Below are 24861 nucleotides of genomic sequence, written 5' to 3' on the forward strand. Positions count from 1 at the left end.
TGATTTTCAGCGGGGTTTTTCGGGTCGCGTGGTCGCGGATGATGTCGGCGACCTGGGTTTCTGCGTAGGGGGTCAGCATGGGGCTGCGGGCTCCGGGCATGGGACAGCGAGGTTTGCGCGAGGGGCACCCCCCTCTGCCCTGCCGGGCATCTCCCCCTCAAGGGGGGAGATCGGCAAGCGGAGAACACCCAGCCCATGGAACGAGCGAGTGCGGCATATCGATCTCCCCCCTTGAGGGGGAGATGCCCGGCAGGGCAGAGGGGGGTAAGCCACACCCGCAAGCGTCACAAATCTCACACCCATCACCCTCTCCCCTCCAGCGGAAACACCTTGGAAGGGTTCATCAGCCAGCCCTCGTCGAAAGCCGCCCGCACCGCCATCTGCTGGGCAAGATCGGCCTCGCCATATTGGTGGCGCATCAGGTCGCGTTTTTCGATGCCGACACCGTGTTCACCGGTGAGACAGCCGCCCGCATCGACGCAAAGCTTCAATATTTCATTGCCCGCCTCTTCCGCGCGGGCCGCATCATCAGGGTCATTGGCGTTGAACAGGATGAGCGGGNCCCTCCAGCGGAAACACCTTGGAAGGGTTCATCAGCCAGCCCTCGTCGAAAGCCGCCCGCACCGCCATCTGCTGGGCAAGATCGGCCTCGCCATATTGGTGGCGCATCAGGTCGCGTTTTTCGATGCCGACACCGTGTTCACCGGTGAGACAGCCGCCCGCATCGACGCAAAGCTTCAATATTTCATTGCCCGCCTCTTCCGCGCGGGCCGCATCATCAGGGTCATTGGCGTTGAACAGGATGAGCGGGTGCATGTTGCCATCGCCGGCATGGAAGACATTGGCAACGCGCAGGCCGAGACGGTCGGTGATTTCGCTGGTCTTTTTCAGCACATAAGAAAGCTGGGAGAGCGGCACCGTGCCATCCATGCAGATATAATCGGCGATACGGCCGGTTGCGCCGAAAGCGGATTTACGGCCCTTCCAGATAGCCGCCGCCTCCATAGCCGACTGACATTCTTTCACCGTCTTCACGCCGTGTTTTCTGGCAATGGTGACGATATCGGCCAGCATGGCGTCCATTTCCGCCTCGGAGCCTTCGACCTCAACGATCAGAAGCGCACCGACGTCAAGCGGATAGCCTGCCTTGGCGAAAGCCTCGCAAATCTCGATGGCCGGTTTGTCCATGAATTCGATTGCAACAGGGATGATGCCCGCGCCGATGATATCGGCCACGCAGGAGCCCGCTTCTTCGGAGGTCTCGAAACCGAACAGCACGGGCCGCGCCCCTTCCGGCCTGGCGATCAACCGCACCGTCGCTTCCGTGACGATGCCGAGCTGGCCTTCCGAGCCGCAGACGAGTGCGAGAAGGTCGTAACCTGCCGCATCGAGGTGATTGCCGCCCAGTTCCAGCACCGTGCCATCCACCAGCACCATTTTCACGCCGAGCAGATTATTCGTGGTGACACCATATTTAAGACAATGCGCGCCACCGGAATTCATGCCGATATTGCCGCCAATGGTGCAGGCAAGCTGCGAGCTGGGATCGGGCGCATAAAAGAAACCCTCAGGCCCGGCCGCATCGGAAATGGAAAGATTGGTAACACCCGCCTGCACCCGCGCCGTGCGATTGTAAAAATCGAGATCGAGGATAGAGGCCATTTTCGAAAGACCTATCACTACCGCATCCTCCTGCGGAATGGCGCCGCCGGACAGAGAGGTGCCGGCGCCACGCGGCACGACGGAAATGCCGTAACGGTGGCAATATCTCATCACCGCCGCCACCTCTTCCGTCGTTTTCGGCAGTGCCACGGCCAGCGGCAGGCGGCGATAGGAGACGAAGGCATCGGTTTCGAAAGGCACGAGTTCGCGCGGCTCGTGCACAAGACAGTCCGCCGGCAGAATATCCTTGAGATCAGCGATGATGCGGTCGCGGCTCGCGACGACCTTGGCGCGCGGCTCCAGAAACTTGATCGGCTGAGTCACCGCCCCTCCTCCATGCACATCCCCCCAACTGGTATTCTTTCTTTACCACTTTGAAACGGCGCAATCAAATGCTAAGGATTTTTTCCATTCTGGAAACAATCGGGGTCAACTGTGACGAATCTGGGCGATCTGGAAGTCTTCGCAAGCGTTGCCACCTCCGGCAGCATGTCCCTGGCCGCCAAGGAGCTTGGTTATTCGCCCGCCGTGATTTCCAAACGCATCAAGCGGCTGGAAGAAAAGCTCGGCGCCAGGCTTTTCCAGCGCACGACGCGGCAAATCTCTTTGACCGAAGCCGGACAGGGATTTTACGAGCGGGTGCTGGCCGTGCTGGCGGGGCTTGAAGAGGCCGAGGATTTTGTGTCCGGCCGGGCCAACACCGTCAACGGCACGCTGAAGGTGTCCGCCCCCACCTCCTTCGGGCGCATGCATATCGCGCCGCATTTGAAGGGTTTCATGGAACGGCATCCTGATCTCTCAGTCAATCTGGTGCTCAGCGACGAGTTCATCGATATCATCGAAGGCGGTTACGATCTGGCGATCCGCATTGCCGACCTCAATTCCTCGAGCCTTGTCGCCCGAAGGCTGGCGCCGGTGCGGCGTGTGCTTTGCGCTTCGGCTGATTATGTGGCCGCGCACGGCATGCCGGCGACGATCGAGGACCTGAGGAAACACCGCTGCCTGCCGGCGCATAATAATGATATCTGGCGGCTGGAGGGACCGGGCGGCGCGTTAAGTATCCGGCCGGAAGGCATGCTGGTCACCAATTCGAGCGAGGTGATCCGCGAGGCGGTGATATCAGGGCTTGGTATCGCGCTGCGCTCCACCTGGGATATCGGCCATGAATTGCGCAGCGGAAAACTGGTGCAGGTGCTGCCCGGTTATGAGGGGTCGCGCAATGTGACGCTGTCTGCGGTCTATCCGAGCCGACAGTTTCTGCCCGCCAAGGTGCGGTTGTTCATAGATTATCTCGCTGGGCTTTACGGGCCCTCACCTTATTGGGAGCAGGGCTGAGGCGGTTAAGTCGCGCCATCACCACCAATCTTCCCTCATCCCTGTGCTCGTCAAAGGGATCCAGCCAGCCCAAGTCCTTGGGCTGAAAAGACTCTCCCGCCGCGCAGACGCGCGTCGACTGGATTCCTGTGACAAGCACAGGAATGAGGGAGGTGGGGTGTCGTTCAATGCCCGCCTTCCGCATGGGAGCGGCGGATGCGGCGCACGACCCACCAGACGCCAAGCACCGCGAAGGGAACGGAAATACCGGTGACGACGGCCGGATCGACCGGCAGCACGTCATGGCTGATCGCCTTGGTGAGATAACCGATGAGCCCGACGACATAATAGGAGATCGCGGCGACCGACAGCCCTTCCACCGTCTGTTGCAGGCGAAGCTGCATGGCGGCGCGTTTGTTCATGGTGTTGAGCAGCACGGTATTCTGCCGCTCCAGTTCCACGTCGATCCAGCTTCTGACCAGCGCGGTGGCGCGATAGAGCTTGCGCGACAGGTTGGCCTGACGCTCCTCCACCGACTGGCAGGTGCGCATGGCCGGCGCCATGCGCCGTTCCAGAAAGCTGCCCATGGTCTCATGGCCCTGAACGGGCGTTTCCGCGAGCGCCCGGATGCGTTCGCGCACGATGCCGTCATAGGCGCGGCTGGCGCCGAAACGATAAAGGCTGAGCGCGGCATTGGCCTCCAGCTCGGCGGCAAGCCGGGTCATTTCGGCCAGCAGCGCATCGGCCTCGTCGCGAGCGTCGCTTTTCATGCGTTGGGTTATGCCGGTGAGGCCATCTTCGATGCGGCGAATTTCCGGCGACAGCGTCTGCGCCATCGGCAGGCCGAGCATGGCGAGCGTGCGATAGGTCTCGATATCGAGCAGCCGCTGCACCAGCGCGCCACGGCTGTAATCACTCAAGCCCCGGTCGATCACCAATATCTGCGTCAACCCATCGCGATCCTGCCGGAAATCGGTGAGGATCGCCGCCTGCCCGTCGCGCACATCGCTATGACAGAGGCTGGTCGGCTCAAACATCGCCTGCGCCTGCGAGGTAACGCCGTTTTCCGGGCGGATTTCCAGCCGCACACCCGAGATCAGCGAACCGGGCGGCGAAAAGCTGTCGCCGAAAGGGTCGCCGGCAATCTCGCCGCCAAACTTTTCCGGCGCGGGACCGTCCCAGAACCACGTCGAGAATTCCGTGTGCCGCTCCCAGCGCAGCGTCCCCTGCCCCCAGGGCATGGCGTGGTGGCGGGCATCGCGCTCCGGCGGCGCGACACCGCGGCTGCGCGACATTTCCGCAATGACCGAATGGTGCACGGCGGAGCCGCCATCCATCATGAAGGCAAGCTGGACTATGATGCGCGACGGTGCAAGCAGCACGGTCGGCCGCGCATGAACCTCGCCCAGAGCCAGCGATCTCTCCGGCGCGCTCGCGAATGCAAATCTACCCTTGGCCATTGCGATACCGTCCCCTCTTTTGTCGCCGGATTTCTAAAACATCGATTGCAATGAAAATACTGCTATCGAAGCCGATGTAATTGTTTTGATCCACCTTGCAGAAAAATCCACCATCATCACCCTGTCCGACTGCTGCTTTAACAAAAGCCAATTCGAAAAGGCAGATGCCGCGTTGCCGCAGGCGCGGCACCATGCAAGGGGGAACTGGATAGAATAATTGACCAGTACGATGCTTCGCTGATAATTTACCGCTCATCACATAAGGGGCGGCATTTCGCCGGAGAGTTCTGCGATGGACGAAACGCTATTTGCGCGCATCGAACACAGCCGCACATCGCAGGAGGTAATCTTACGTTTCGAGGAACTGATCCTCGACGGCATATTGCGCGATGGCGACCGGCTGCCCGGCGAGCGGGAACTGGCGCAGAAGCTGGATGTATCACGCCCGATCCTTCGGGAAGCGCTGAAGGAACTCGAAACCCGCGGTCTTCTCACCAGCCGGCATGGCGGCGGCACCTATGTGGCCGATATTGTCGGACCGGTGTTTTCCGACCCCTTGAGCGCGCTGATTACCCGCCACAGCCGGGCGACGCGGGATTTTCTCGAATATCGCCGCACCATCGAAGGCATGGCCGCCGAACTTGCCGCGGAGCGCGCAACGGAGCCGGACAGGCAAAACCTTGCCGCCATCGTCGACAAAATGCGGGAGGCCCATGAGGCGGGCCGTTTCGAAGAGGAGCTCTCGGGCGATGTGGAATTCCACAACGCGATTGGCGAGGCGGCGCATAATATCGTGCTGATGCATACGCTACGATCCTGCTACAGGCTCCTGAGCGACGACATCTTCTATAACCGTCACCTCATCTTCACCATCGCCGGCGCCCATGACGAAGTGTTAAGGCAGCACATCGCCATTCATGACGCCATCGCTGCCGGCGACCCGGCAGCGGCAAGGGCGGCAGCGGAAGCCCATATCGACTTCATCGTGGAGACGACATCGAGAGCGCATCAGGCGCGCGAATGGGACCGGATTTCCCGCCTGCGACAGCAGCAGCGCAGCAGCTGAAAACGCCCTCCGGCGAAATCTGCCATCCATTTTATTCCGCTTTTGATGGAACCTTTTGTGCTCTTTGGTCTTTTTATCGGGTTAATTGGAAAAATTTACCAAGATGGGACCCATGACAACCACGAGCGAAACTGAACGCTATCCGCGGATAGCTCTCATATCGACGCATGGCTATGTCGCCGCGCACCCGCCACTGGGCGCTGCCGACACTGGTGGACAGGTGGTGTATGTGCTTGAGCTTGCACGCAAACTCGGCCAGCTCGGTTATACCGTCGATCTTTATACCCGCCGCTTCGAAGACCAGCCGGAATTCGACGAGGTTGACGAGCGCGTCCGTGTGGTGCGCATTCCCTGCGGCGGACGCGATTTCATTCCCAAGGAATATCTGCACCGGCACCTGATGGAATGGTGCGAGAACGCGCTGCGTTTCATCAAGAAAAACGACCTGAATTATTCTTTTATCAACAGCCATTACTGGGATGCAGGCGTCGCTGGGCAGCGGCTTTCCGAAGCTCTGAAAATCCCGCATCTGCACACGCCGCATTCGCTCGGCATCTGGAAGAAACGCCAGATGGAGACCGACTACCCGGAAAAATCCGATACGTTCGAGTTGGAGTTCAACTTCAGGGAACGCATCCAGCATGAGCTGATCATCTATCGCAGCTGTGACATGGTGATCGCCACCACGCCGGTGCAGCTCGATGTGCTGATCGAGGATTACGGGCAGAAGCGCAAACATATCCACATGATCCCGCCCGGCTATGACGACAACCGCTTCTTCCCGGTTTCGGATGCAACGCGGCAGATGATCCGGCAGCGTTTCGGCTTCGAGGGCAAAGTGGTGCTGGCGCTCGGGCGGCTTGCGACCAACAAGGGGTACGACCTGCTGATCGACGGCTTTTCCGTGCTTGCCGAGCGCGAGCCTGAAGCCCGTCTGCATCTGGCCGTCGGCGGCGAGAATATGGACGAGCAGGAAACCACCATCCTGAACCAGCTGAAGGAACGGGTGAAATCGCTCGGTCTGGAAGATAAGGTGGCTTTCTCCGGTTATGTCGCGGATGAGGACCTGCCGGATATCTATCGCGCTGCCGATCTTTTCGTGCTTTCCAGCCGCTATGAGCCCTTCGGCATGACTGCCATCGAGGCGATGGCGAGCGGCACGCCGACCGTCGTCACCATCCATGGCGGGCTGTTCCGCGCCATCAGCTATGGGCGACATGCGCTATTTGCCGATCCTTTCGACAAGGAAGATCTCGGCATCACCATGATGAAGCCGTTCAAGCATGAGCGGCTTTACGGACGGCTGTCGCGCATGGGCGCGCACAAGGCGCGCAGCCTGTTCACATGGACCGGTATTGCCCAGCAACTTCTCGCGCTCGTGGAAGGCAGGACCATGATGCCGGTTCTGGAAGAAGCCGACTGGGCCGAACCATGGAATGACGGCGATTGAAACCGCTTCGTCTTCTTTCCACCGATCTCGACGGGACCGTCGTTGGCGATAACGACGCTACACGGCGGTTCCGCGACTTCTGGCATTCGCTGCCGGAGGATATTCGCCCGATTCTGGTCTTCAACAGCGGCCGGTTGATCGACGATCAGCTTGCCCTTCTGGACGAGGTGCCGCTGCCGCAGCCGGACTACATCATCGGCGGCGTCGGCACTATGTTGCACGCAAAAAAGCGCAGCGAGCTGGAAACCGCCTATATACAGTCCCTCGGCACCGGCTTTGATCCACAGACGATTGCCGATGTCATGACCGGCATTGCGGGCGTGACGATGCAGGAGGAGCGTTACCAGCACGGACTGAAATCGAGCTGGTTCCTGCATGACGCCGATGCCGCTTCGCTTGTCGAGATTGAAGCAGCGCTTCGTGCGGCCGATATAGACGCCCGTATCGTTTATTCCAGCAACCGCGACCTCGACATATTGCCCAAGGCCGCCGACAAGGGCGCGGCACTTGCATGGTTATGTGGACAATTGCGCATCGGCCTCGACGAATCAGTGGTGTCAGGTGATACTGGCAATGATCGGGCGATGTTTGAGTTGAAGTCTATTCGCGGCGTGATCGTGGGCAATGCCCTGCCTGAGCTTGTCTCGCTGGCACATCAGGACAATCGCTTTTTTCATTCGACCGCGAAAGAAGCTGACGGTGTGATCGAAGGCCTCCGGCACTGGGGACTGAACCCCGGTCAAAGCAGTACCGGCCATAATTCATAGCGGGTTTGCATTTCGAATGGCTTGAAGGCAGGCAGAGACAGCGTTACCGCATCCGCTGTCTGACCGGAGAACCACCCGCTCGAAATTTGTTCGCAAATCGACCACATCCCGGTGCCCAAAGGCTTCATCAGCATGAAGACAGTAGTGGGTTATGGATAAAGGGGATTGGCGGAATTTGCAGCGTCTCTATATTAGCAATTATCACTACCCGACGAAGAGGATTTATTCGGATTGAAGATTTTGAATCGATTGGCGACAGATGTTGGCTTGATGTTGCGCAGACCGCCGCGACAGCAATATGCAGCGCTGTGCTATCGATTGTCCAAGAGCAATCCGGCGCCGGAAGTGCTGCTGCTGACCAGCCGTGACACCGGACGATGGGTCATTCCCAAGGGCTGGCCGATGGCCAACAAGAAGGCCCATGCGGTGGCCGAACAGGAAGCCTATGAAGAAGCCGGTGTCAAAGGCACGGTGGAAAAGGCGCCTTTCGGTTATTACGAATATGAGAAGAAGCTGAACAGCGGCATCAACGTGCCATGCAAGGTCCAGGTGCATCTGCTCGAAGTTTCGGAAATGCGGGACAGCTTTCCCGAAAAAGACTCACGACGGCTGGAATGGGTCAGCCCCGGGGAAGCCGGCAAACGCGTCAACGAGCCGGAACTGAAGGCGCTTATGCTCGCTTTCGACAAGCGGATGGCGCATTCGAAATAGCGCCAGCACCCGAAGAGTGGCAATGTGGAGTTTGGTTCTCCGACATCTGCTCTTCCCGTCTTTTCTTTTGGAACGATGTGCGCGATGTAACAGTCTTTCTGTAAATTGCCTTCAACCTGCGACGCTGCCGGACGAAAGGGAATGCTGGCAAACGAGGTGTGAATGGCAACGAAGCCGCCATCGAACATGAAGCCGACGCTCGACAAGGATCTCGACAAGATTACCCGTGTCGAAGAAGCGACGCTGCACGTCACGCAGCAGCTTGCCGGCCTTGGCGCGGGGTTCATGTTCGTTGTGCTCGCGGCCGTCTTCGCAGGCGCTTTCGTCACCGGCACCGCCGGCGCCGTCATCATCATCGCGGCCGTTGCCATCGGCGCCTATATGGCCATCAATATCGGCGCAAACGACGTGACGAACAATGTCGGCCCGGCGGTCGGCGCCAAGGCGATGCCGCTTGCCGTCGCGCTCATTGTCGCCGCCATCTGTGAGATCGCGGGCGCGCTGATCACCGGCGGCAATGTCGTCGAGACCATTTCAAGCGGCATCATCAACGTTGAGACCATTCCCGACAGGACTGCATTTTCCTGGGCGATGCTCTCGGCGCTTCTTGCCGCCGGCCTTCTCGTCAACATATCGACCTGGACCAGAGCACCGATTTCCACCACCCACACAGTGGTCGGCGGGGTTGCCGGCGCTGGTATGGCCGCCTATGGGGCGAAAGCGGTCGAGTGGGTGTCACTCGGCAGCATCGCGTTTGCCTGGGTGCTGGCGCCTTTCATCAGTGCCGCCATCGCCATTGCCATCCTTGCTTTCATCAAGGAATTCATCATTTACCGCGAGGACAAGATCGATGCGGCGCGACGGTGGGTTCCGGTTCTCATCGGCCTGATGGCAGGCGTTTTCATGGCCTATCTTATCTGGGTCGGATTGCGCCAGCTCATGCATGTCTCGCTTGGCCATGCCAGTGTCATAGGGCTGGTGACGGGCCTTCTCGCCTGGCGGCTCTGCGTGCCGATCATCCGCAAACAGTCGGAAGGGTTGGAAAACCGCAACCAGTCGCTGCGGATATTGTTCCAGTGGCCGCTCGTTCTCGCTGCAGGCCTGATGTCCTTTGCCCATGGGGCAAATGACGTATCGAACGCCATCGGTCCTGTCGTCGCCATCGTGCGGGCCCTGCATGATGAAGCGGTGCAGACATCCGCGCGTGCGCCACTGTGGGTGATGCTGGTCGGTGCTTTCGGGCTGTCCTGCGGTATTCTTCTCTACGGCCCACGCCTCATCCGCCTTGTCGGTGAACAGATCACCAAGCTCAATCCGATGCGCGCCTTCTGCGTTTCCGTGGCCACGGCGCTGACCGTTCTCGTCGCCTCACGCTTTGGGCTGCCTGTCAGCACCACCCATACGGCAATCGGCGCGGTGTTCGGCGTCGGCTTCTTTCGCGAATGGTACACACAGGCGTCACGACGGCGGCAGGAACTCGTCCAGTCGGGCACGGGCGAACCCCGCCGCACCCCTAGATATCTGGACAATCCTTCCGAGGTGCGCCGCCGTTATCTTGTCCGGCGCTCGCATTTCATGACGATCATCGCCGCCTGGGTGGTCACCGTTCCCGCAAGCGCAACACTTGCGGCGCTGCTCTACTGGCTCCTGTCCTTCCTTTTCCTCTGACGCTGAAACCGAAATCCCATGCGCGCAAATTTCCGGATGCAACGCCTGTTCATCGAAGCCTCCCTCACCGAGGGCGTGGCGCAGGAGGCGACGGCCGAACAGTTCAACTATCTGGCCAATGTGCTGCGCATGACCGACGGCGCGGAAATCCTGCTGTTCAACGGCCGCGACGGCGAATGGAAGGCGAAACTCGCCTTCCCGAGCCGCAAGAAAATCGTCCTCGTTCCGCTCGAACAGACGCGGCCGCAGCCGGAGACGGCGAACCTGCACTATCTCTTCGCGCCGCTGAAAATCGGGCGCATGGATTATCTGGTGCAGAAGGCAGTGGAAATGGGTGCCGGCCTGCTGCAACCGGTGATGACGCAGCATGTTCAGGGCAAGATCCACAATACCGAAAAACTGCGTGCCAATGCCATCGAGGCCGCCGAACAATGCGGCATTCTGTCCCTGCCCGAAGTGGCAGAGCCGGTGAAGCTGAAAGACATGCTGGAGACCTGGCCTAGTGATCGTCGCATCATCTATTGCGACGAAGGCGATGAAGGCCAAAATCCGCTGCCGATCCTGCAGGCCGTCAAGGAACGCAAGATCGCGCTGCTGGTCGGCCCGGAAGGCGGTTTTTCCGAGGAGGAACGGGAGTTGCTGCGCAGCCTTGCCTTCGTCACCCCCATCCCGCTCGGGCCGCGTATATTGCGGGCCGATACGGCCGCCGTCGCCGCGCTCGCCGTCATTCAGGCTGTTATCGGCGACTGGAACTGAGGGGCACCATTGCACTGCATGCATCTTTAAAAGAAATTCATTTGCCACCGGATACGATCCGGCCCTATCTGCCAATCATATGCCTCGCCGCAACATTGACGTCATAACAAGGTAAGCCATGGCACGCGACACGACCGACCAGACACCCCTCTCCTCCGTCACGGAGCTTACAGATTATCTGGCGGGCGGTTGCAGGGCTGAAGCCGATTTCCGCATCGGCACCGAACATGAAAAATTCGCCTTTTTCCGCGAGGATAACAGCCCGGTTCCCTATTTCGGCGAGGCCAGCATTTCAGCGCTCCTGAAGGGCATGCAGGAAAAGCTCGGCTGGGAGCCGATCATGGACGGTGACAACATCATCGGCCTTGGCGAACAGCACGGCATGGGCGCCATCTCCATCGAGCCGGGCGGCCAGTTTGAACTGTCGGGCGCGCCGCTCGAAAACCTGCACCAGACCTGCAAGGAATCCAACCAGCATCTGGCGACCCTGCGCGAAGTGGCCGAACCGATGGGCATCCGTTTCCTTGGCATTGGCGGCAGCCCGCTCTGGAGCTATGACGAGACGCCGCGCATGCCGAAATCGCGCTACGCGATCATGACGCGCTATATGCCGAAGGTCGGGACCAAGGGTCTCGACATGATGTACCGCACCTGCACCATCCAGGTTAACCTCGACTTCTCCTCCGAAGCGGATATGCGCCAGAAGATGCGCGTTTCCATGAAGCTGCAATCGCTGGCGACGGCGCTCTTCGCCTCTTCGCCCTTTACCGAAGGCAAGCCGAACGGTCTCCTCTCCTGGCGCGGCGATATCTGGCGCGATACCGACAATCGCCGCTCCGGCGTGCTACCCTTCACCTTCAACGACGATTTCGGCTTCAAGGACTATGTCGAATGGGCTCTCGACGTGCCGATGTATTTCATCGTGCGCGACGGCAAATATCACGATTGCACCCATGTCACCTTCCGCCAGTTCATGAACGGGGCGCTGAAGGGCGAAATCGCCGCATGGGAACCGACCATGGGCGACTGGACAAACCATCTCTCCACCCTCTTCCCCGATGTGCGCCTGAAGCGTTTCCTCGAAATGCGCGGCGCCGATGGTGGCCCCTGGCGGCGCATCTGCGCCCTGCCCGCCTTCTGGGTCGGCCTTCTCTATAATCAGGAGGCCCTCGACGCTGCCGATGCGCTGACCGCCAATTGGAGCTTCGATGAGGTGATCGCGCTTCGTAACGCCGTGCCCGCCAAGGGGCTGGCGGCCGAGATTGCCGGCAAGCCGCTTCTCGGCATCGCCCGCGAGGTCCTCGACATTTCCCGTACCGGCCTGAAAAACCGCAAGCGGCTGAATGGCGAAGGCCAGGACGAGACCGTGTTCCTGTCATCGCTGGACGAGGTTCTGGCCAAGAAGACCACGCTCGCCGAAGACCTGCTCGCGCTTTATAACGGCCGCTGGGGCGGTTCGGTGCTGCCGGTGTTCGAGGAATATCAGTATTGAGGCATTGCCGGTAAGCTGCGCCGGTGAGGTAAAGCCGGGCCATAAAAAAGCCCGGCGCGGCCGAGGGGCCTGACACCGGGCAAAGGCAGGGTTATTGGCAAATCACCCTGCGGGGAAAACCTTGCGGCTGGAAGCCACGTCCGGCAGCTGGAGGTCTGCCGGAGGCGGAATTTCAAAGCGTCTTGAAACGCGTGACCGCGCGTTTGCGCGCAGCACGGGTGAGATGGGCCGTCGGATCTTCCAACAGGCCGGTATTGAGAGCATCACTGACATCCGACCGCACCAGACCGATATCGGCAAGAAGGCGGTCATCAAGTTCCGTGAGACCATTGGCCACGATACGATTGTAGATGCGCTTGACGAAGGTTTTAACGCCGGAAACACCGAGGACAGCGGCGCGACGCCAGGCGTCCCCCGGCCGTGCGGTTGCGAGTTCCAGTTCCATTCTCCGTTCTGCCGTGCGCATGATACTTATCCTTTCGTAACGGCACGATGCGGCACCGCCCCCGACGCACCACGCGCGAGAAGCTGCCTTGGGTTGGGGGCCCGACATCCCGTCGGCCCTTGTTGATACTGATTTGCTTGGTGTCAAAATGTCGCAAGACTATTGATCAGTCCAACGAATGTTTCTAATGTGAGACATCAATCATTCTGATGGATGACCATCCATGTCCGCACCTCTCGACATAGACCAGCTGCATACCTTCATCGCCATCGTCGATACGGGCAGCTTTACCAAAGCCGCTGACCGCGTTTTCAAGACGCAATCCGCCGTCTCCATGCAGATGCGGCGGCTGGAAGAGCGCATCGGCAAACAGCTTTTCGCCAAGGACGGACGTGGCAACCGCCTGACGGCGGAGGGCGAAAAGCTGATGAATTACGCCCGCCGCATCATCCGCCTCAACAATGAGGCGATCGCGGCCTTCGACGACAACCGGCTGGAAGGCACGCTGCGCATCGGCACCCCTGACGATTACGCCGACCGCTACATGCCTGAAATCATCGGGCGCTTCGCCAAGACCCACCCGAATGTCGAGCTTTATATCGTCTGCGAACCCTCGGTCAGCCTTGCCGAAAAAATGGCGCGCGGTGAACTGGATATCGCGCTCGTCACCCATAATCCCCGTGCCCGCTCCTCCGACGTGGTGCGAACCGAACCGCTCTGCTGGGTCGCCTCCGCCAACCACCCGCTGAAGGACGATGCGCCGGTGCCGCTCGCCGTCGGGCGACGCGATTGCCACTGGCGTCAGCTTGCCTGTTCGGCGCTCGATGCCGACGGGCGGGATTATCAGGTGCTGTTCACAAGCTGGTCTTCCACCGTGGTCGCCGCCGCGGTGCTGGCGGGCATGGCCGTTTCGGTACTGCCGGAATCGGCCTTGCGCACCGGCATGAAGGTTCTGACCGCCGCCGATGGTTTCCCGCCTCTGCCGCCGGTGCAGATCGGCCTGATGAAGCGCCCCGGCCTCTCGCCTTCGCTGGTGAACGCGATTACCGACCACATCACCGCCTGCCTCGACAATATCTCGCCGATGAGTGTTGTCGATGAGATGGATAATGATGTGAAGACCTACCCCAAGATGCCGCGGCTGCGTGCCGGGCATATGCTGCCGGGGTGGTGAATATGCCTAAGGCCGGATAGCCCGGCCTTTCTCTTTTCGGCTTATCGTGCCCGCAACGTTGCGACCGCCAGCAGCGTATCACCGCTGATACCCGCCGAGCCGCTGCCATTAAACAGCGTCATGATCGGATCGGCGACGTTCTGCTTGTTGTCATACATGATGGTGAAACGGGCAATCAGCTTCTTGACCTTGTCCGGGTCCTGAAAATCCTTGATGTCGAAGTACTTCTTCATCATCGCCACCTGCGTATCAACACCGGCATTGCCGAGTTCATCGGGGATGCCGAAGGTGGTCTTGATGAAGTTCTGGATCGCGGTATCGGCGAGGATAGAATAATAAGAGGTCGTCCCGGCCGCCATGCGCTTGAAATAAAGCGCCAGTCGCACGCCGGCGTTTTCTTCGCCTGCCTGCGATTCCAGGGTCTGGGTCAGATAATTGTCGAGCGTTTCATAGAGGCCGCGCCGGGTCTGGATCGCACTGCGGTCTTCATGAAGCAGCTTGCCTTCCGTATCGAAATTAAAGGCGGTGACGAGGCGGCGGAAGACCGGGTCCATCTCCTTGTTGACGTAGCTGTTCTTGTCATCGAGGTTCGAGGTGAAGATTTTCTGCAGCTGTTCCTTCGTGACGCTCTTGGGGTCGATACCGAGCGATTCCATCGCGAATTTGGTCAGGCGGTCATTGGCCAGGAATTCACTCAGCGTCTTGATCTTCTGCATCTCGCCCGAGAAATATTTCGCCTCGGTCTTGGCGGCTTCCTTGTCCTTGTCGGTACCGAAAGCCGATTTCTTCTTGATGTAGTCGGCCGACATGGTCTGCAACTCGATTTCCGACTGCGCCAGAATGGGTGAACCGATGGAACCGTCCTTGGTGAAATTGAAGAGTTCGGCAAGCTTCACATACCGGTCGTCCTTCAGCGTATAAACATAGCTCTTCTTATCCTGCAGGTCGCTGGTCAGCACCTTCTGGATATCGGAGATGTTCACCTTGGCGGGATCGAGACCGACAGCTCTCAACGCATAGGTATAGACGGCATTGGTGCCGAGGAAATCATTGACGGTCTTGACCTTGCTTATGCTGCTCTTGAACAGCGAAAGCGCCTTTGCGTCAGCCGCGTCGTCCGCATCGTTGTAATGGGTCATGTAACCGCTGGTGGTCGTCGCGGTCTGGGTCGTCGTCTGGGGCGTCGTGCCGGCCGCGAGCGTCCCATCCGGGAGAAAATTGAATGCGTTTTTCAGGGCGAGGTAACGCTTGTCGTTCTTGCCCATGGTCGCGATGTAATTGTTCGGGTCGCTGAGATCGCTGGTGAGGATGTTCTTGATCGTTGCCGGCACGATGGTCAGGTCGTTAAGGTCGAAGGCCGTTCTGACGTAACTCAGAAGCCGCGCATCCGACATCAGTTCCTCTACCGTCGTGACGGAACCAATCTTCGATTCGAAATAATCGCGATTCAGCGTCGCGACGGTCGGCGTCACACGCGGCGCGCTGCCAATATAGGAGTCCGTGATGGCCTTCAGCTTGTCCGCCGTCTGCGCCCCGCCGGCATCCACCGTACCGTCATTCTTGAACTCGAAGGCGTTGGCGATCTGCGCCATCTTGTTATATTGCGTGACGGTGTTCGACAGCGTCGTCTGCTCCGCCTTGATGGCGGTGAGTTTCGCGTCCCATTGATCCTTTGGCGGCAGAACCGCTTCGAGCTGGGTCAGCTGGTCCTGGCGGGTCACCTTCTCCGCCTCGAGCTTCGTGCGCTCCTCGGCCGTCAGACCGGTGCCGGCAAGGTCGGCATCAATCGCCGTAATGCGGTCCGTGACCTGTGCATGTAGCTCGATATTGCCCTTCATCGTCAGCTTTTCGACCGCGTCATTATAGGCCGCGCCGTATTTCTGGTTGATGTAGCTATCGGGATCATTGACGTCACTCGTCATCAATCCCTTGATATGGGCGTAGGAATAGGTCTTCTCATCGATGCCGAAGACCTGGAAGATATAGGCGCGGGTGCGGTCATTGCGCAGCAGCTGGTCGGCATTCGTCACCGTGCCGATGATCGCCTTGTAATAACGCGTCTCTTCCGCAAGGCTGCCGTTCAAATCGGTGATCGACGCATCATAAAGCCCGATCATCTTGTCGAGCTGTGCATCCGTCTGGACGGTCTTCGTCGACGCCGTGAAGTTGAAGGAGGCGGCAAATTCCCGATACCGTTCGTCAGTCAGCTTGTTGGCGAAGCTGTTCTGGTCGTTCAGATCGCTTTCCAGCACCTTTTTCATGAAGGCCTTGGCATAGGTCATCTCGCCGAGACCGAAGGCATCCATGGCATAGGAATAGAGTTGGTAGTTACCGAGGAACTCATCGACGCTTTTCACATTGCCGATGTTCTCCTTGTAATATTTCGTCTGCCGCTCCACGAGCCCCTGCTGCGACACGCGCGAAATGCTTGACTTCATATCGCGGTTGATGAGGTCGTAGCTGAGAAAAGTCGATACCATCCGAATGCCCCCTGGAGCGCCGCGCATCCCTCGGGACACCAGAAGCTCCGGTTTTTAAATCCACCCCTCGCGCACCCATCCGGGCGCACGGCAAGCCTTGGCATCACTATGCATGACGCGCCTTGCCCGTAGCTTGAAAGAGCACAGTTTTGACCGCGATAAAAATCGCATTGTCTCGATCTGCTTTACCGAAGCGAAACCATGCCACAGTGGGTTTTGCTAACCATTTGGGAATGCAAAGTTTTCTTAACCGCGATTTTTAAGCAGTCTCGAACAGGCGGCGGATAATCTCCTGACATCAGAGGACGAAAAGTCCCGATGAGAAGACCGGAAACCGGCTCTCAGGTAAAACAAGGGTAGATTAAACATGACCAAGACCGTTCTGAAGCCCGACTGGGCCGTCGCCACACTCAGGTTAGACCCGGCACGTTTTCCGCAACAGGTCACCTATGGAAAAGGCAATGGCGCGACCGATGTCGCCGTCACTCTCGATGAACGGGGCGCCGTTCTGAGAAAGGTTCTCACCTCTTCCGGCCTGCCTTTATCCTTCGCTTTGCCAGCCCGCGCCTTCAAGGGTGTCGCCGCCCGCGCCATCGACCATGGCGACGGTCAGGTCACCGTAACGCTGGAGCTGCACCATGACGATCCGGATCTCTGCGTTCCGCTGCTGGTCGCCCATGATCTCTGCGATATCGCTGCCGACTGGCGCAGCTGGTCCGAGGCCTACCGCATTCCGATGCTGATGGTGGAAGCCGATGGCGTTGCCCGTCCGCTGGAAGAACATCTCGGCAAGGTGCGCACCCAGAATACCCGCCCGCGCCGTCGCCATTCCTATTTCGCGGATCGCCGTCCGCGCTTCCTCGTTCGCCGCTCCACCGGTTCGCTCGGCATGAGCATGAAGATCGAGGGCAAGGAAATCATCGCCCGCAACTGATCTTCTTCAGTCCAGAACACAAAAGCCCGGTGCGGATGTCGCGACCGGGCTTTTTCGTATTCCCTGTTCCCGCAGCTTACGCCAGCAGCAGCGGCAGGATGAGGCCGGCAAAAATCAGCACGCCGACACGGTTGTTGGATTTGAACAGGACAAGGCATTGGTCGACGTCATCGATATCCAGCACCCAGACCTGCCGGAACAGCATGATGGCGGCAACGGCAAGGCCGCTATAGGCAATGATGTTAACGCCCGCCGTCCAGAACGACAGGAAAATCATGACAAGGGCTGTGCCATAAAGGAAAACCAGCCAGCGATGTGTGTTTTCTCCAAACAGCAGGGCGGTCGAGCCGATGCCCACGGCCGTGTCGTCTTCCTTGTCCTGATGGGCGTAAATTGTATCATAACCGATCGTCCAGGCGATGGAGCCGACATAAAGCAGGACAGCTGGCCAGGCGAGAGAACCGAACTGCCCGGCCCAGCCCATCAGCGCACCCCAGGAAAATGCGAGCCCAAGGAAAAATTGCGGCCAGTTGGTGAAGCGTTTGGCAAAGGGATAGATCGCAACAAACACGAGCGACGCTATGCCGGTGATAACAGCAAAACCGTTGAACTGTAAAAGCACGGCCAGCCCGGCAAGAGCCTGCAGCACGATGAAAATCTTGGCCTGCCTGCGGCTCACCCGGCCCGATGGCAGCGGCCGCGAGCGGGTGCGCGCTACGGCCATGTCGATCTTGTGGTCGGCGAGATCATTGTAGGTGCAGCCCGCGCCGCGCATCGCCACCGATCCGATGAAGAACAACACGAGATGCCAGATCAGCGTAACCCAGGAAAAGCCGCCCGTCGCCACCGCTGCATTGGCCGCGAGGGCTGCGGCCCAGAAACACGGCCACATCAGCAATTGCCAGCCAATGGGACGATCCCACCGCGCCAGTTGCGCATAGGGCCAGAGGGGCCTCGGCAAAATCCGATAGACCCAGTTGTTGGATGGCGCGTCGGAAACGCGGTCTGACAAATCGCTGTGGTGAACCATGGGATGGTTCTACAGCATCGGGGAAAAAAGCGGAATGGATTTCAGCACGCCACCGCGCATGCAAAAAGCCCCGCTGCGGCTTCGCAACGGGGCTTCACATGTGCCTATCGGCTGTTCACTCAGGGCAGCGAGAAATTGAACTTGTAGCTCGCCTGAACACCGACGATGAACTGGTTCTTCGAACCACGTTCGCGCACCAGCGAACTATCGGCGGCATCGCCCATCAGGCGGCGATATTCCGCGAACGAGCCCACTTCCGCGTTTTCGGTGACCTTCCAGGTGATGGCTGCGCCGACGCCGGCGGAATGCAGGCCGCCGCCCGCGCTATAGGGCGATGGCGCGCCGGCGGCCGTCTGGGCTGCGCTGACACCATAATAGCGCTCGTTATATTTACTGCTCACCCAGGTCGCACGCGGACCGGCCGAAATCTGGATACCGGGGGCGATATCGGTGAAGACATCGGCGTTGAGATCCGCCACCACGCCGCTGTGGCTGCGGATACCCTGACGGGCTTCGCCGCGAATGCGCAGCCAGTCGGTCGGATAGGCCTCGGCGAAACCGCCGAGTTCACCGCCGCGCTTGATGCGGGTCATGCCCTTCAGATCGTCGGAATCTTTCTGGTCACGGGGGGAAACCAGCTTGCCGGCGAGACCCATGCTGATCGGGCCATTGTCCAGAAGCGAGATCGAAGCGCTGTCGTTGCGCGAGGTGAAACGCGCACCCTGCCCCTGACGGCCAAGCGAAATGATGGGCGAGAAACCGAATTCATTCTTGTTGTCGCCCTGGTACTTCGGCGCGCTGAAACCGGCGCCGCCGAGCTTCAGATACCAGTCGCCGGAAAACCAGCCTTCCGCATGGGCATTGCCCACGGCAAAAAGCGACAGGACACAGGCGGCGACGGCCGCTGATGGCTTGAACATGAAACAACCCCAGAAACGCAATACAGACAGGTGCCCGTAGAATTAGAGGGATTGTCTTTCCATTCCATTAACCAGCGTGGGGAGAAGCAGAACACCACTGCAAGGCTCGCGACAGGGCGCCAAACCTATCCTCCGTCATGCTCGGGCTTGTCCCGAGCATCTGCGAGGGCCCTATCTTCTGCAACGTGGATAGATCCTCGGGACAGGCCCGAGGATGACGTCGCATGTGCGGAAACGGTCGTCCGCCGTCTTCAGAACGTCACCTTCTCCAGTGGCGGGCGCGTCTTTTCGAACTCCAGCAGCTTCGCCTCGTTCTGCGCGATATAATCGCGATTATGCGGCACGGCATCGCGGTCCTTGGCGAGCTGAATCTGGAAAATATGGAAGTTTTCGTGGGTGAAGGCCATTTCCGACCCCGCCAGGTAAAACTCCCACATGCGGAAGAAACGCTCGTCATAAAGCGCCACCGCTTCCGCCTTGCGCGCCACGAAACGTTCCCGCCAGTGCCGGAGCGTATGCGCGTAATGCATCGGCAGGATTTCGATATCCTTCACCAGCAGCCCGGACTTCTGGATTGCCGGCAGCACCTCGGCGAGCGAAGGAATATAGCCGCCGGGGAAAATATATTTTTCGATGAAGGGATTGGTCGCCAGCGCCGGGCTGGGCTGACCGATGGAATGCAACACCATCACGCCCTTGTCGTCCAGCACCTCCGCCACCTTGTCGAAATAATCGCGATAATGCGTCGGTCCGACATGTTCGAACATGCCGACGGAGACGATGCGGTCATATTTCTTCGAAGCCGGCAGATAACGGTAGTCCTGCAATTCAAAGCGGACATTGCCGGCAAGCCCGCGCTTTGTCGCGCGGTCGCGCGAAACGCGGAGCTGTTCTTCGCTGAGCGTGATGCCGGTCACGTCGGCACCGGCGCTTTCGGCAATATACATCGCCATGCCGCCCCAGCCGGAACCGATTTCCAGAACGCTCTGGCCCGGCTCGGTCATCAACTTGGCAGTAATGTGCCGCTTTTTCGCAACCTGCGCCTCATAGAGACTGATGCCGGGCGGATTGAAATAGGCACAGGAATATTGCCAGTCCTCGTCAAGGAAGAGATCGAACAGCTTGGCGCTCAGATCGTAGTGATGGGCGACATTGCTCTTGTTGTGATTGACCGGCAGACGCATCTTGATGCGGGCGGCGATGATGCGGGCCATGCCGCGCCAGACCATGCCGAAGGACAGCGCCTCGCTCAGAGTGTTACCCTTCACCAGCGCCAGGAAATCGTAGATGTCGCCTTCCGCGACCTTCACACGGCCTTCCATGTACATTTCAGCGAGCTTGAGCGCCGGATCGGCGGCAATCTCCTGCATGGCGGCTTCGTCCGTGAAATTCAGAACCACCTTTTTTCCCGTGCCGTTGCCGAATGTACGGCTGCCGCCCGGGCTGTTGACGGTGAGATCACCGATCTTGATTATCTTTTCGAGAAGAACATGCAGAGACGACGCCATGGCACCCCCAATTGCTAAGTCTCACTTATCAATTTTGCTGACCGTATTCCTTTCAGCACAAGTTGCAAGATAGTCTTATTTCAAAAAAATTGAACGATTTCATCAAGCAAAAAGCCCCGCCGGCGTATCCGGCAGGGCTTTTTTGTCAAAAAACATTTCAACCAGAGGTCAGCGTCGCTTCATGGCTTCGGCCAAAGCAGCGGCGAGGGCACCGCCGGATTGCGACCCTTCGTTGCGTTCTTTCGGCTTGGCTGTGGCGTGGCGCATGGCGCCCGCATTGTTCTTTTCACGCATCGGCTGCGGCGCCGCCTCGCCGCCATCCTTGCGCATGGTGAGACCGATGCGCTTGCGCTTCACATCCACTTCCACGACTCGCACCTTGACGACATCACCCGCCTTGACGACCTCATGCGGGTCCTTCACGAAACGGTCGGCGAGTTGCGAGACATGCACCAGGCCATCCTGATGCACGCCGATATCCACGAAAGCACCGAAGGCCGCGACATTGGTGACGGTGCCTTCCAGAAGCATGCCCGGCTTAAGATCGGTAATCTCATCCACACCATCGGCAAAGGTCGCGGTCTTGAAGCTCGGGCGCGGGTCGCGGCCGGGTTTTTCCAGTTCGGCGATGATGTCTTTGACGGTCGGCAGGCCGAACTGCTCGTCGATGAAGCGCTTGGGGTCAAGCGCTTTCAGCGCCGCGCTGTCCCCCATCAGCGAGCGCAGATCACGGCCGCAGGCGGCGACGATCTTCTTTGCCACACCATAGGCCTCCGGGTGCACCGAAGAGGAATCCAGCGGTTCCTTGCCATTGGGAATACGCAGGAAGCCGGCGCATTGTTCGAAGGTGCGCTGGCCAAGGCGCGGCACTTTCAGCAATTCCTTGCGGCTGGCGAAAGGACCGGTCTGGTCACGATGGGCAACAATGGCATCGGCAATCGAGCTACCAAGACCGGAGACCCGCGCCAGAAGCGGCGACGAGGCCGTGTTGAGATCGACGCCGACGGCATTCACCGCATCTTCCACCACGGCATCGAGCGAACGGCTGAGGCGGCCCTGATCGACATCGTGCTGGTACTGACCGACGCCGATGGACTTCGGCTCGATCTTCACCAGTTCTGCCAGCGGGTCCTGAAGACGCCGGGCGATCGAGACCGCACCGCGCAGCGACACGTCGAGATTGGGGAATTCGGCGGCCGCCCGTTCGGAGGCGGAATAGACCGATGCACCCGCTTCCGAAACGATGACCTTGGTGGGCTTTGCGCCGGAAGCGGAAGCCGGCAGCTGCGCCAGAAGATCGGTCACCAGCTTTTCGGTTTCACGGCTGCCCGTACCGTTGCCGATGGCGATCAGCTCGACATTGTGTTTGCGAATAAGCGAGGCGAGCTCAGCCTGTGTACCGCGCACGTCGTTCTTTGGCTGGAAGGGGTAAACCGTGCTGGTATCCAGCAGCTTTCCGGTACCATCCACGATCGCAACCTTAACCCCGGTGCGGATGCCGGGATCGAGACCCATGGTAGCGCGGGAACCGGCAGGCGCAGCCAGCAACAGATCCTTCAGATTGCGGGCAAAGACATTGATCGCCTCTTCTTCCGCCCGCTCGCGCAATTCGCGCATCAGATCAAGCGACAGCGACATGGAAAGCTTCACGCGCCAGGTCCAGCCCGCCACTTCCATGAGCCATTGATCGGCAGGTCCGGCACTGCGGATATCGAAGGCGGCAGCAATGGTGCGCTGCGACGGCTTCACCGGCGAGGGATCATCCGCATCGACATCGATCGTCAGTGTCAGTATTTCCTCGTTCCAGCCGCGCAGCATGGCGAGCGCGCGGTGGCCCGGCAAGGTTGCCCAGCGTTCGGAATGGTCGAAATAATCGGAGAACTTCTCGCCCGCCGCCTGTTTGCCATCCACCACCCTGGCGCGGAAGGTGGCGTTCTGGCGCATGTAATCACGCAGGCGGCCGAGAAGATCGGCATTTTCCGTCATTGTTTCGGCAACGATATCGCGCGCGCCCTCAAGCGCCGCCTTCACATCGGCCACCTCACCCTGGATATAGGCCTCCGCAAGTTTCGCCGGATCGGCAGCGCGGTTTTCCCAGATGGTTTCGGCGAGCGGGCCGAGACCACGTTCACGGGCGATTTCCGCGCGGGTACGGCGCTTCGGCTTATAGGGCAGATAGAGGTCTTCCAGCTCAGCCTTGGTGCCCGCCTGCATGATCTTCACCATCAGCTCATCGGACATCTTGCCCTGGCCGGTGATGGAATCGACGATGGAGGCGCGGCGCGCATTGAGTTCGCGCAGATAGACAAGGCGTTCCGCCAGCGTTCGAAGCTGGGTGTCATCGAGACCGCCGGTCACTTCCTTGCGGTAGCGGGCGATGAAGGGCACGGTCGCGCCCTCGTCCAGCAATGCCACCGCCGCCTTGACCTGATCGGGGCGGGCATTGATTTCGGAGGCTATGAGCGAGGCGAGGCGGGCATTGTCTGCGGTCATGGGGTTCTCTGCTGTCAGGTCTGGAGCGGCGAACATAATGTCTGATTGTGGCGTGACAACAAGAGGTATCCACGATTCCACAGGAAAGGCTGAGTTCAAGGGAAAGACAGGCATTTACGGCGCTTTCTCCTTGACCTTTCGCCCCCCTGCCCTTAACGCCCGTGCCACAAGGTTACTGGCGAATTTGCAGGGGTATTGACCATGAAAGTTCTGTTGATCGGTTCCGGCGGACGCGAACATGCGCTGGCGTGGAAAATCGCCCAGTCTCCCCTCATCGACGCGCTTTATGCCGCACCCGGCAATCCCGGCATCGCTGACCACGCAACACTTGTTTCGCTTAACGTGGAAGATCACGCTGCCGTCATCGCTTTTGCGAAGGAAAAGGCAATCGACTTCATCGTCATCGGCCCGGAAGCACCGCTGGTCGCGGGTTTGGCGGACGATCTGCGCGCCGCCGGCATCGCCACTTTCGGACCTTCGAAAGCCGCCGCCCAGCTCGAGGGCTCCAAGGGTTTCACCAAGGACCTCTGCGCCCGTTACGATATCCCGACCGGCGCTTACCAGCGTTTCAAATCCGCTGAACCTGCCAAGGACTATGTCCGTGCACAGGGCGCGCCGATCGTCATCAAGGCGGATGGGCTTGCCGCCGGCAAGGGTGTGACCGTGGCCATGACGGAAGCCGAAGCGCTTGCCGCCATCGATGACTGTTTCGACGGCGCGTTTGGTGCAGCCGGTGCCGAGGTGGTGGTGGAAGCCTTCCTCGACGGCGAGGAAGCGAGCTTCTTCTGCCTTTCCGATGGCAAGACGGCGCTGGCGCTCGCGACCGCGCAGGATCACAAGCGTGTCGGCGATGGCGATACCGGTCCGAATACCGGCGGCATGGGCGCTTACTCCCCCGCCCCTGTCATGACCCCAGCCATGGTGGAGCGCACCATGAAGGAGATCATCGAGCCGACGATCTCAGGCATGGCCAAGGATGGGAACCCTTTCTCCGGCGTATTTTTCGCCGGCCTGATGATCACCGCCAAGGGCCCGGAACTGATCGAATACAATGTTCGCTTTGGCGATCCCGAATGCCAGGTGCTGATGATGCGCCTCAAGAGTGACCTTTTGCCGATCCTCTACGCCACAGCCACCGGCACGCTGGACAAGGTGCAGGCGGAATGGCGCGATGATGCGGCGCTGACCGTGGTTCTCGCTTCCAAGGGTTATCCCGGCGCTTACGACAAGAACACGCCGATCGCCCATATTCCCGAGGCCAGCGAAGAAGCCAAGGTGTTTCATGCCGGGACTGCGTTGAAGGACGGCAAACTGGTTGCGACCGGCGGCCGTGTACTTAATGTCACGGCCTTTGGCAGAAACGTGACGGAAGCGCAGGCGCGCGCCTATGCGCTGGCCGACAAGGTTGAATGGGAAAACGGCTTTTGCCGCCGCGATATCGGCTGGCAGGCCATTGCCCGCGAAAAGGCCTGATCCTTAAAGCAGATGGGCTCGGCAGCGACTATTTCGTTCAATTTTTACCAAGTTTGCT

Annotated in this window: 20 protein-coding genes and 1 pseudogene; 11 read left to right on the plus strand and 10 right to left on the minus strand. The window is 59.6% G+C overall.

From position 1 onward, the window contains the following. Positions 1 to 302: 302 nt before the first annotated feature. Positions 303 to 560 (minus strand): annotated as a pseudogene (locus O8B93_RS00645) (FAD-binding oxidoreductase); the annotation flags it as partial. Continuing rightward, positions 535 to 1986 carry an FAD-linked oxidase C-terminal domain-containing protein gene (locus tag O8B93_RS00650; protein WP_269707919.1) on the minus strand — a complete coding sequence of 484 codons (1452 nt, stop codon included), beginning with the start codon at positions 1984 to 1986 and terminating at the stop codon, positions 535 to 537. The gene O8B93_RS00650 and the pseudogene O8B93_RS00645, both read right to left, overlap by 26 nt. 111 nt (positions 1987 to 2097) lie before the next feature. Between O8B93_RS00650 and O8B93_RS00655 the strand changes: the two genes are divergently transcribed. Beyond that, positions 2098 to 2997 (plus strand): LysR family transcriptional regulator, encoded by a 900-nt coding sequence (locus O8B93_RS00655; RefSeq protein WP_269707920.1) that lies wholly within the window; start codon positions 2098 to 2100, stop codon positions 2995 to 2997. Between the two features lie 164 nt (positions 2998 to 3161). Here the strand turns inward: O8B93_RS00655 and O8B93_RS00660 are convergent, their stop codons facing one another. Both O8B93_RS00660 and O8B93_RS00665 read right to left on the minus strand, forming a co-directional pair. Beyond that, positions 3162 to 4436, minus strand: coding sequence for a DUF3422 family protein (locus tag O8B93_RS00660; RefSeq protein WP_010971050.1), 1275 nt, complete (start codon positions 4434 to 4436; stop codon positions 3162 to 3164). After that, on the minus strand, positions 4423 to 4692 hold the full coding sequence (locus O8B93_RS00665; protein WP_269707922.1) for a hypothetical protein: 270 nt from the start codon (positions 4690 to 4692) through the stop codon (positions 4423 to 4425). Before O8B93_RS00665 ends, O8B93_RS00660 begins: the two co-directional genes overlap by 14 nt. A gap of 36 nt (positions 4693 to 4728) precedes the next feature. On the opposite strand from O8B93_RS00665, the gene O8B93_RS00670 reads away from it, so the two are divergent. The 7 genes from O8B93_RS00670 (at position 4729) to O8B93_RS00700 (ending at position 12346) form a co-directional block, all read left to right on the plus strand. Continuing rightward, on the plus strand, positions 4729 to 5502 hold the full coding sequence (locus O8B93_RS00670; RefSeq protein ID WP_269707923.1) for a FadR/GntR family transcriptional regulator: 774 nt from the start codon (positions 4729 to 4731) through the stop codon (positions 5500 to 5502). Positions 5503 to 5605: 103 nt separating this feature from the next. Next, positions 5606 to 6952: a glycosyltransferase family 4 protein gene (locus O8B93_RS00675; protein ID WP_269707924.1), complete on the plus strand. Its 1347-nt coding sequence runs from the start codon at positions 5606 to 5608 to the stop codon at positions 6950 to 6952. Further along, complete coding sequence (locus O8B93_RS00680) at positions 6949 to 7719, plus strand: HAD family hydrolase (RefSeq protein ID WP_269707926.1); 771 nt, start codon at positions 6949 to 6951, stop codon at positions 7717 to 7719. Before O8B93_RS00675 ends, O8B93_RS00680 begins: the two co-directional genes overlap by 4 nt. A gap of 270 nt (positions 7720 to 7989) precedes the next feature. Continuing rightward, the gene (locus O8B93_RS00685) at positions 7990 to 8430 is read left to right on the plus strand and encodes an NUDIX hydrolase (protein WP_269707927.1); all 441 of its coding nucleotides are present in this window, start codon (positions 7990 to 7992) and stop codon (positions 8428 to 8430) included. Between the two features lie 162 nt (positions 8431 to 8592). Beyond that, complete coding sequence (locus O8B93_RS00690) at positions 8593 to 10098, plus strand: inorganic phosphate transporter (RefSeq protein ID WP_269707928.1); 1506 nt, start codon at positions 8593 to 8595, stop codon at positions 10096 to 10098. An 18-nt stretch (positions 10099 to 10116) separates the two neighbouring features. Next, positions 10117 to 10854 carry a 16S rRNA (uracil(1498)-N(3))-methyltransferase gene (locus O8B93_RS00695; RefSeq protein ID WP_269707929.1) on the plus strand — a complete coding sequence of 246 codons (738 nt, stop codon included), beginning with the start codon at positions 10117 to 10119 and terminating at the stop codon, positions 10852 to 10854. A 118-nt stretch (positions 10855 to 10972) separates the two neighbouring features. Continuing rightward, the gene (locus O8B93_RS00700; protein WP_269707930.1) at positions 10973 to 12346 is read left to right on the plus strand and encodes a glutamate--cysteine ligase; all 1374 of its coding nucleotides are present in this window, start codon (positions 10973 to 10975) and stop codon (positions 12344 to 12346) included. Positions 12347 to 12518: 172 nt separating this feature from the next. Here the strand turns inward: O8B93_RS00700 and O8B93_RS00705 are convergent, their stop codons facing one another. Continuing rightward, on the minus strand, positions 12519 to 12812 hold the full coding sequence (locus tag O8B93_RS00705) for a YjiS-like domain-containing protein (RefSeq protein ID WP_269707931.1): 294 nt from the start codon (positions 12810 to 12812) through the stop codon (positions 12519 to 12521). Between the two features lie 202 nt (positions 12813 to 13014). On the opposite strand from O8B93_RS00705, the gene O8B93_RS00710 reads away from it, so the two are divergent. After that, on the plus strand, positions 13015 to 13965 hold the full coding sequence (locus O8B93_RS00710) for a LysR substrate-binding domain-containing protein (RefSeq protein ID WP_269707932.1): 951 nt from the start codon (positions 13015 to 13017) through the stop codon (positions 13963 to 13965). A gap of 41 nt (positions 13966 to 14006) precedes the next feature. On the opposite strand, the gene O8B93_RS00715 is transcribed toward O8B93_RS00710, so the two are convergent. Continuing rightward, positions 14007 to 16445 (minus strand): DUF1217 domain-containing protein, encoded by a 2439-nt coding sequence (locus tag O8B93_RS00715; RefSeq protein ID WP_269707933.1) that lies wholly within the window; start codon positions 16443 to 16445, stop codon positions 14007 to 14009. A 367-nt stretch (positions 16446 to 16812) separates the two neighbouring features. On the opposite strand from O8B93_RS00715, the gene O8B93_RS00720 reads away from it, so the two are divergent. After that, complete coding sequence (locus O8B93_RS00720; protein ID WP_269707934.1) at positions 16813 to 17379, plus strand: DUF6101 family protein; 567 nt, start codon at positions 16813 to 16815, stop codon at positions 17377 to 17379. Positions 17380 to 17455: 76 nt separating this feature from the next. Here O8B93_RS00720 and ubiA read toward each other — a convergent pair whose 3' ends face one another. The 4 genes from ubiA to O8B93_RS00740 form a co-directional block, all read right to left on the minus strand. Then, a complete protein-coding gene (ubiA, locus tag O8B93_RS00725) occupies positions 17456 to 18409 on the minus strand; it encodes a 4-hydroxybenzoate octaprenyltransferase (RefSeq protein WP_269707936.1) in 954 nt (317 codons plus the stop codon). A gap of 119 nt (positions 18410 to 18528) precedes the next feature. Beyond that, positions 18529 to 19329 carry a MipA/OmpV family protein gene (locus O8B93_RS00730; protein ID WP_269707937.1) on the minus strand — a complete coding sequence of 267 codons (801 nt, stop codon included), beginning with the start codon at positions 19327 to 19329 and terminating at the stop codon, positions 18529 to 18531. A gap of 251 nt (positions 19330 to 19580) precedes the next feature. Then, entirely contained in the window at positions 19581 to 20837 is a 1257-nt protein-coding gene (locus O8B93_RS00735; protein WP_269707938.1) for an SAM-dependent methyltransferase, read from the minus strand. Between the two features lie 168 nt (positions 20838 to 21005). After that, a complete protein-coding gene (locus O8B93_RS00740; protein WP_269707939.1) occupies positions 21006 to 23330 on the minus strand; it encodes a Tex family protein in 2325 nt (774 codons plus the stop codon). 201 nt (positions 23331 to 23531) lie between these two features. Here O8B93_RS00740 and purD point away from each other — a divergent pair, with 201 nt between their 5' ends. Continuing rightward, positions 23532 to 24803, plus strand: coding sequence for a phosphoribosylamine--glycine ligase (purD, locus tag O8B93_RS00745; protein WP_269707940.1), 1272 nt, complete (start codon positions 23532 to 23534; stop codon positions 24801 to 24803). Positions 24804 to 24861 lie beyond the last annotated feature (58 nt).

The organism is Martinezella rhizogenes (assembly GCF_027460065.1).
Lineage (GTDB): Bacteria > Pseudomonadota > Alphaproteobacteria > Rhizobiales > Rhizobiaceae > Agrobacterium > Agrobacterium rhizogenes_C.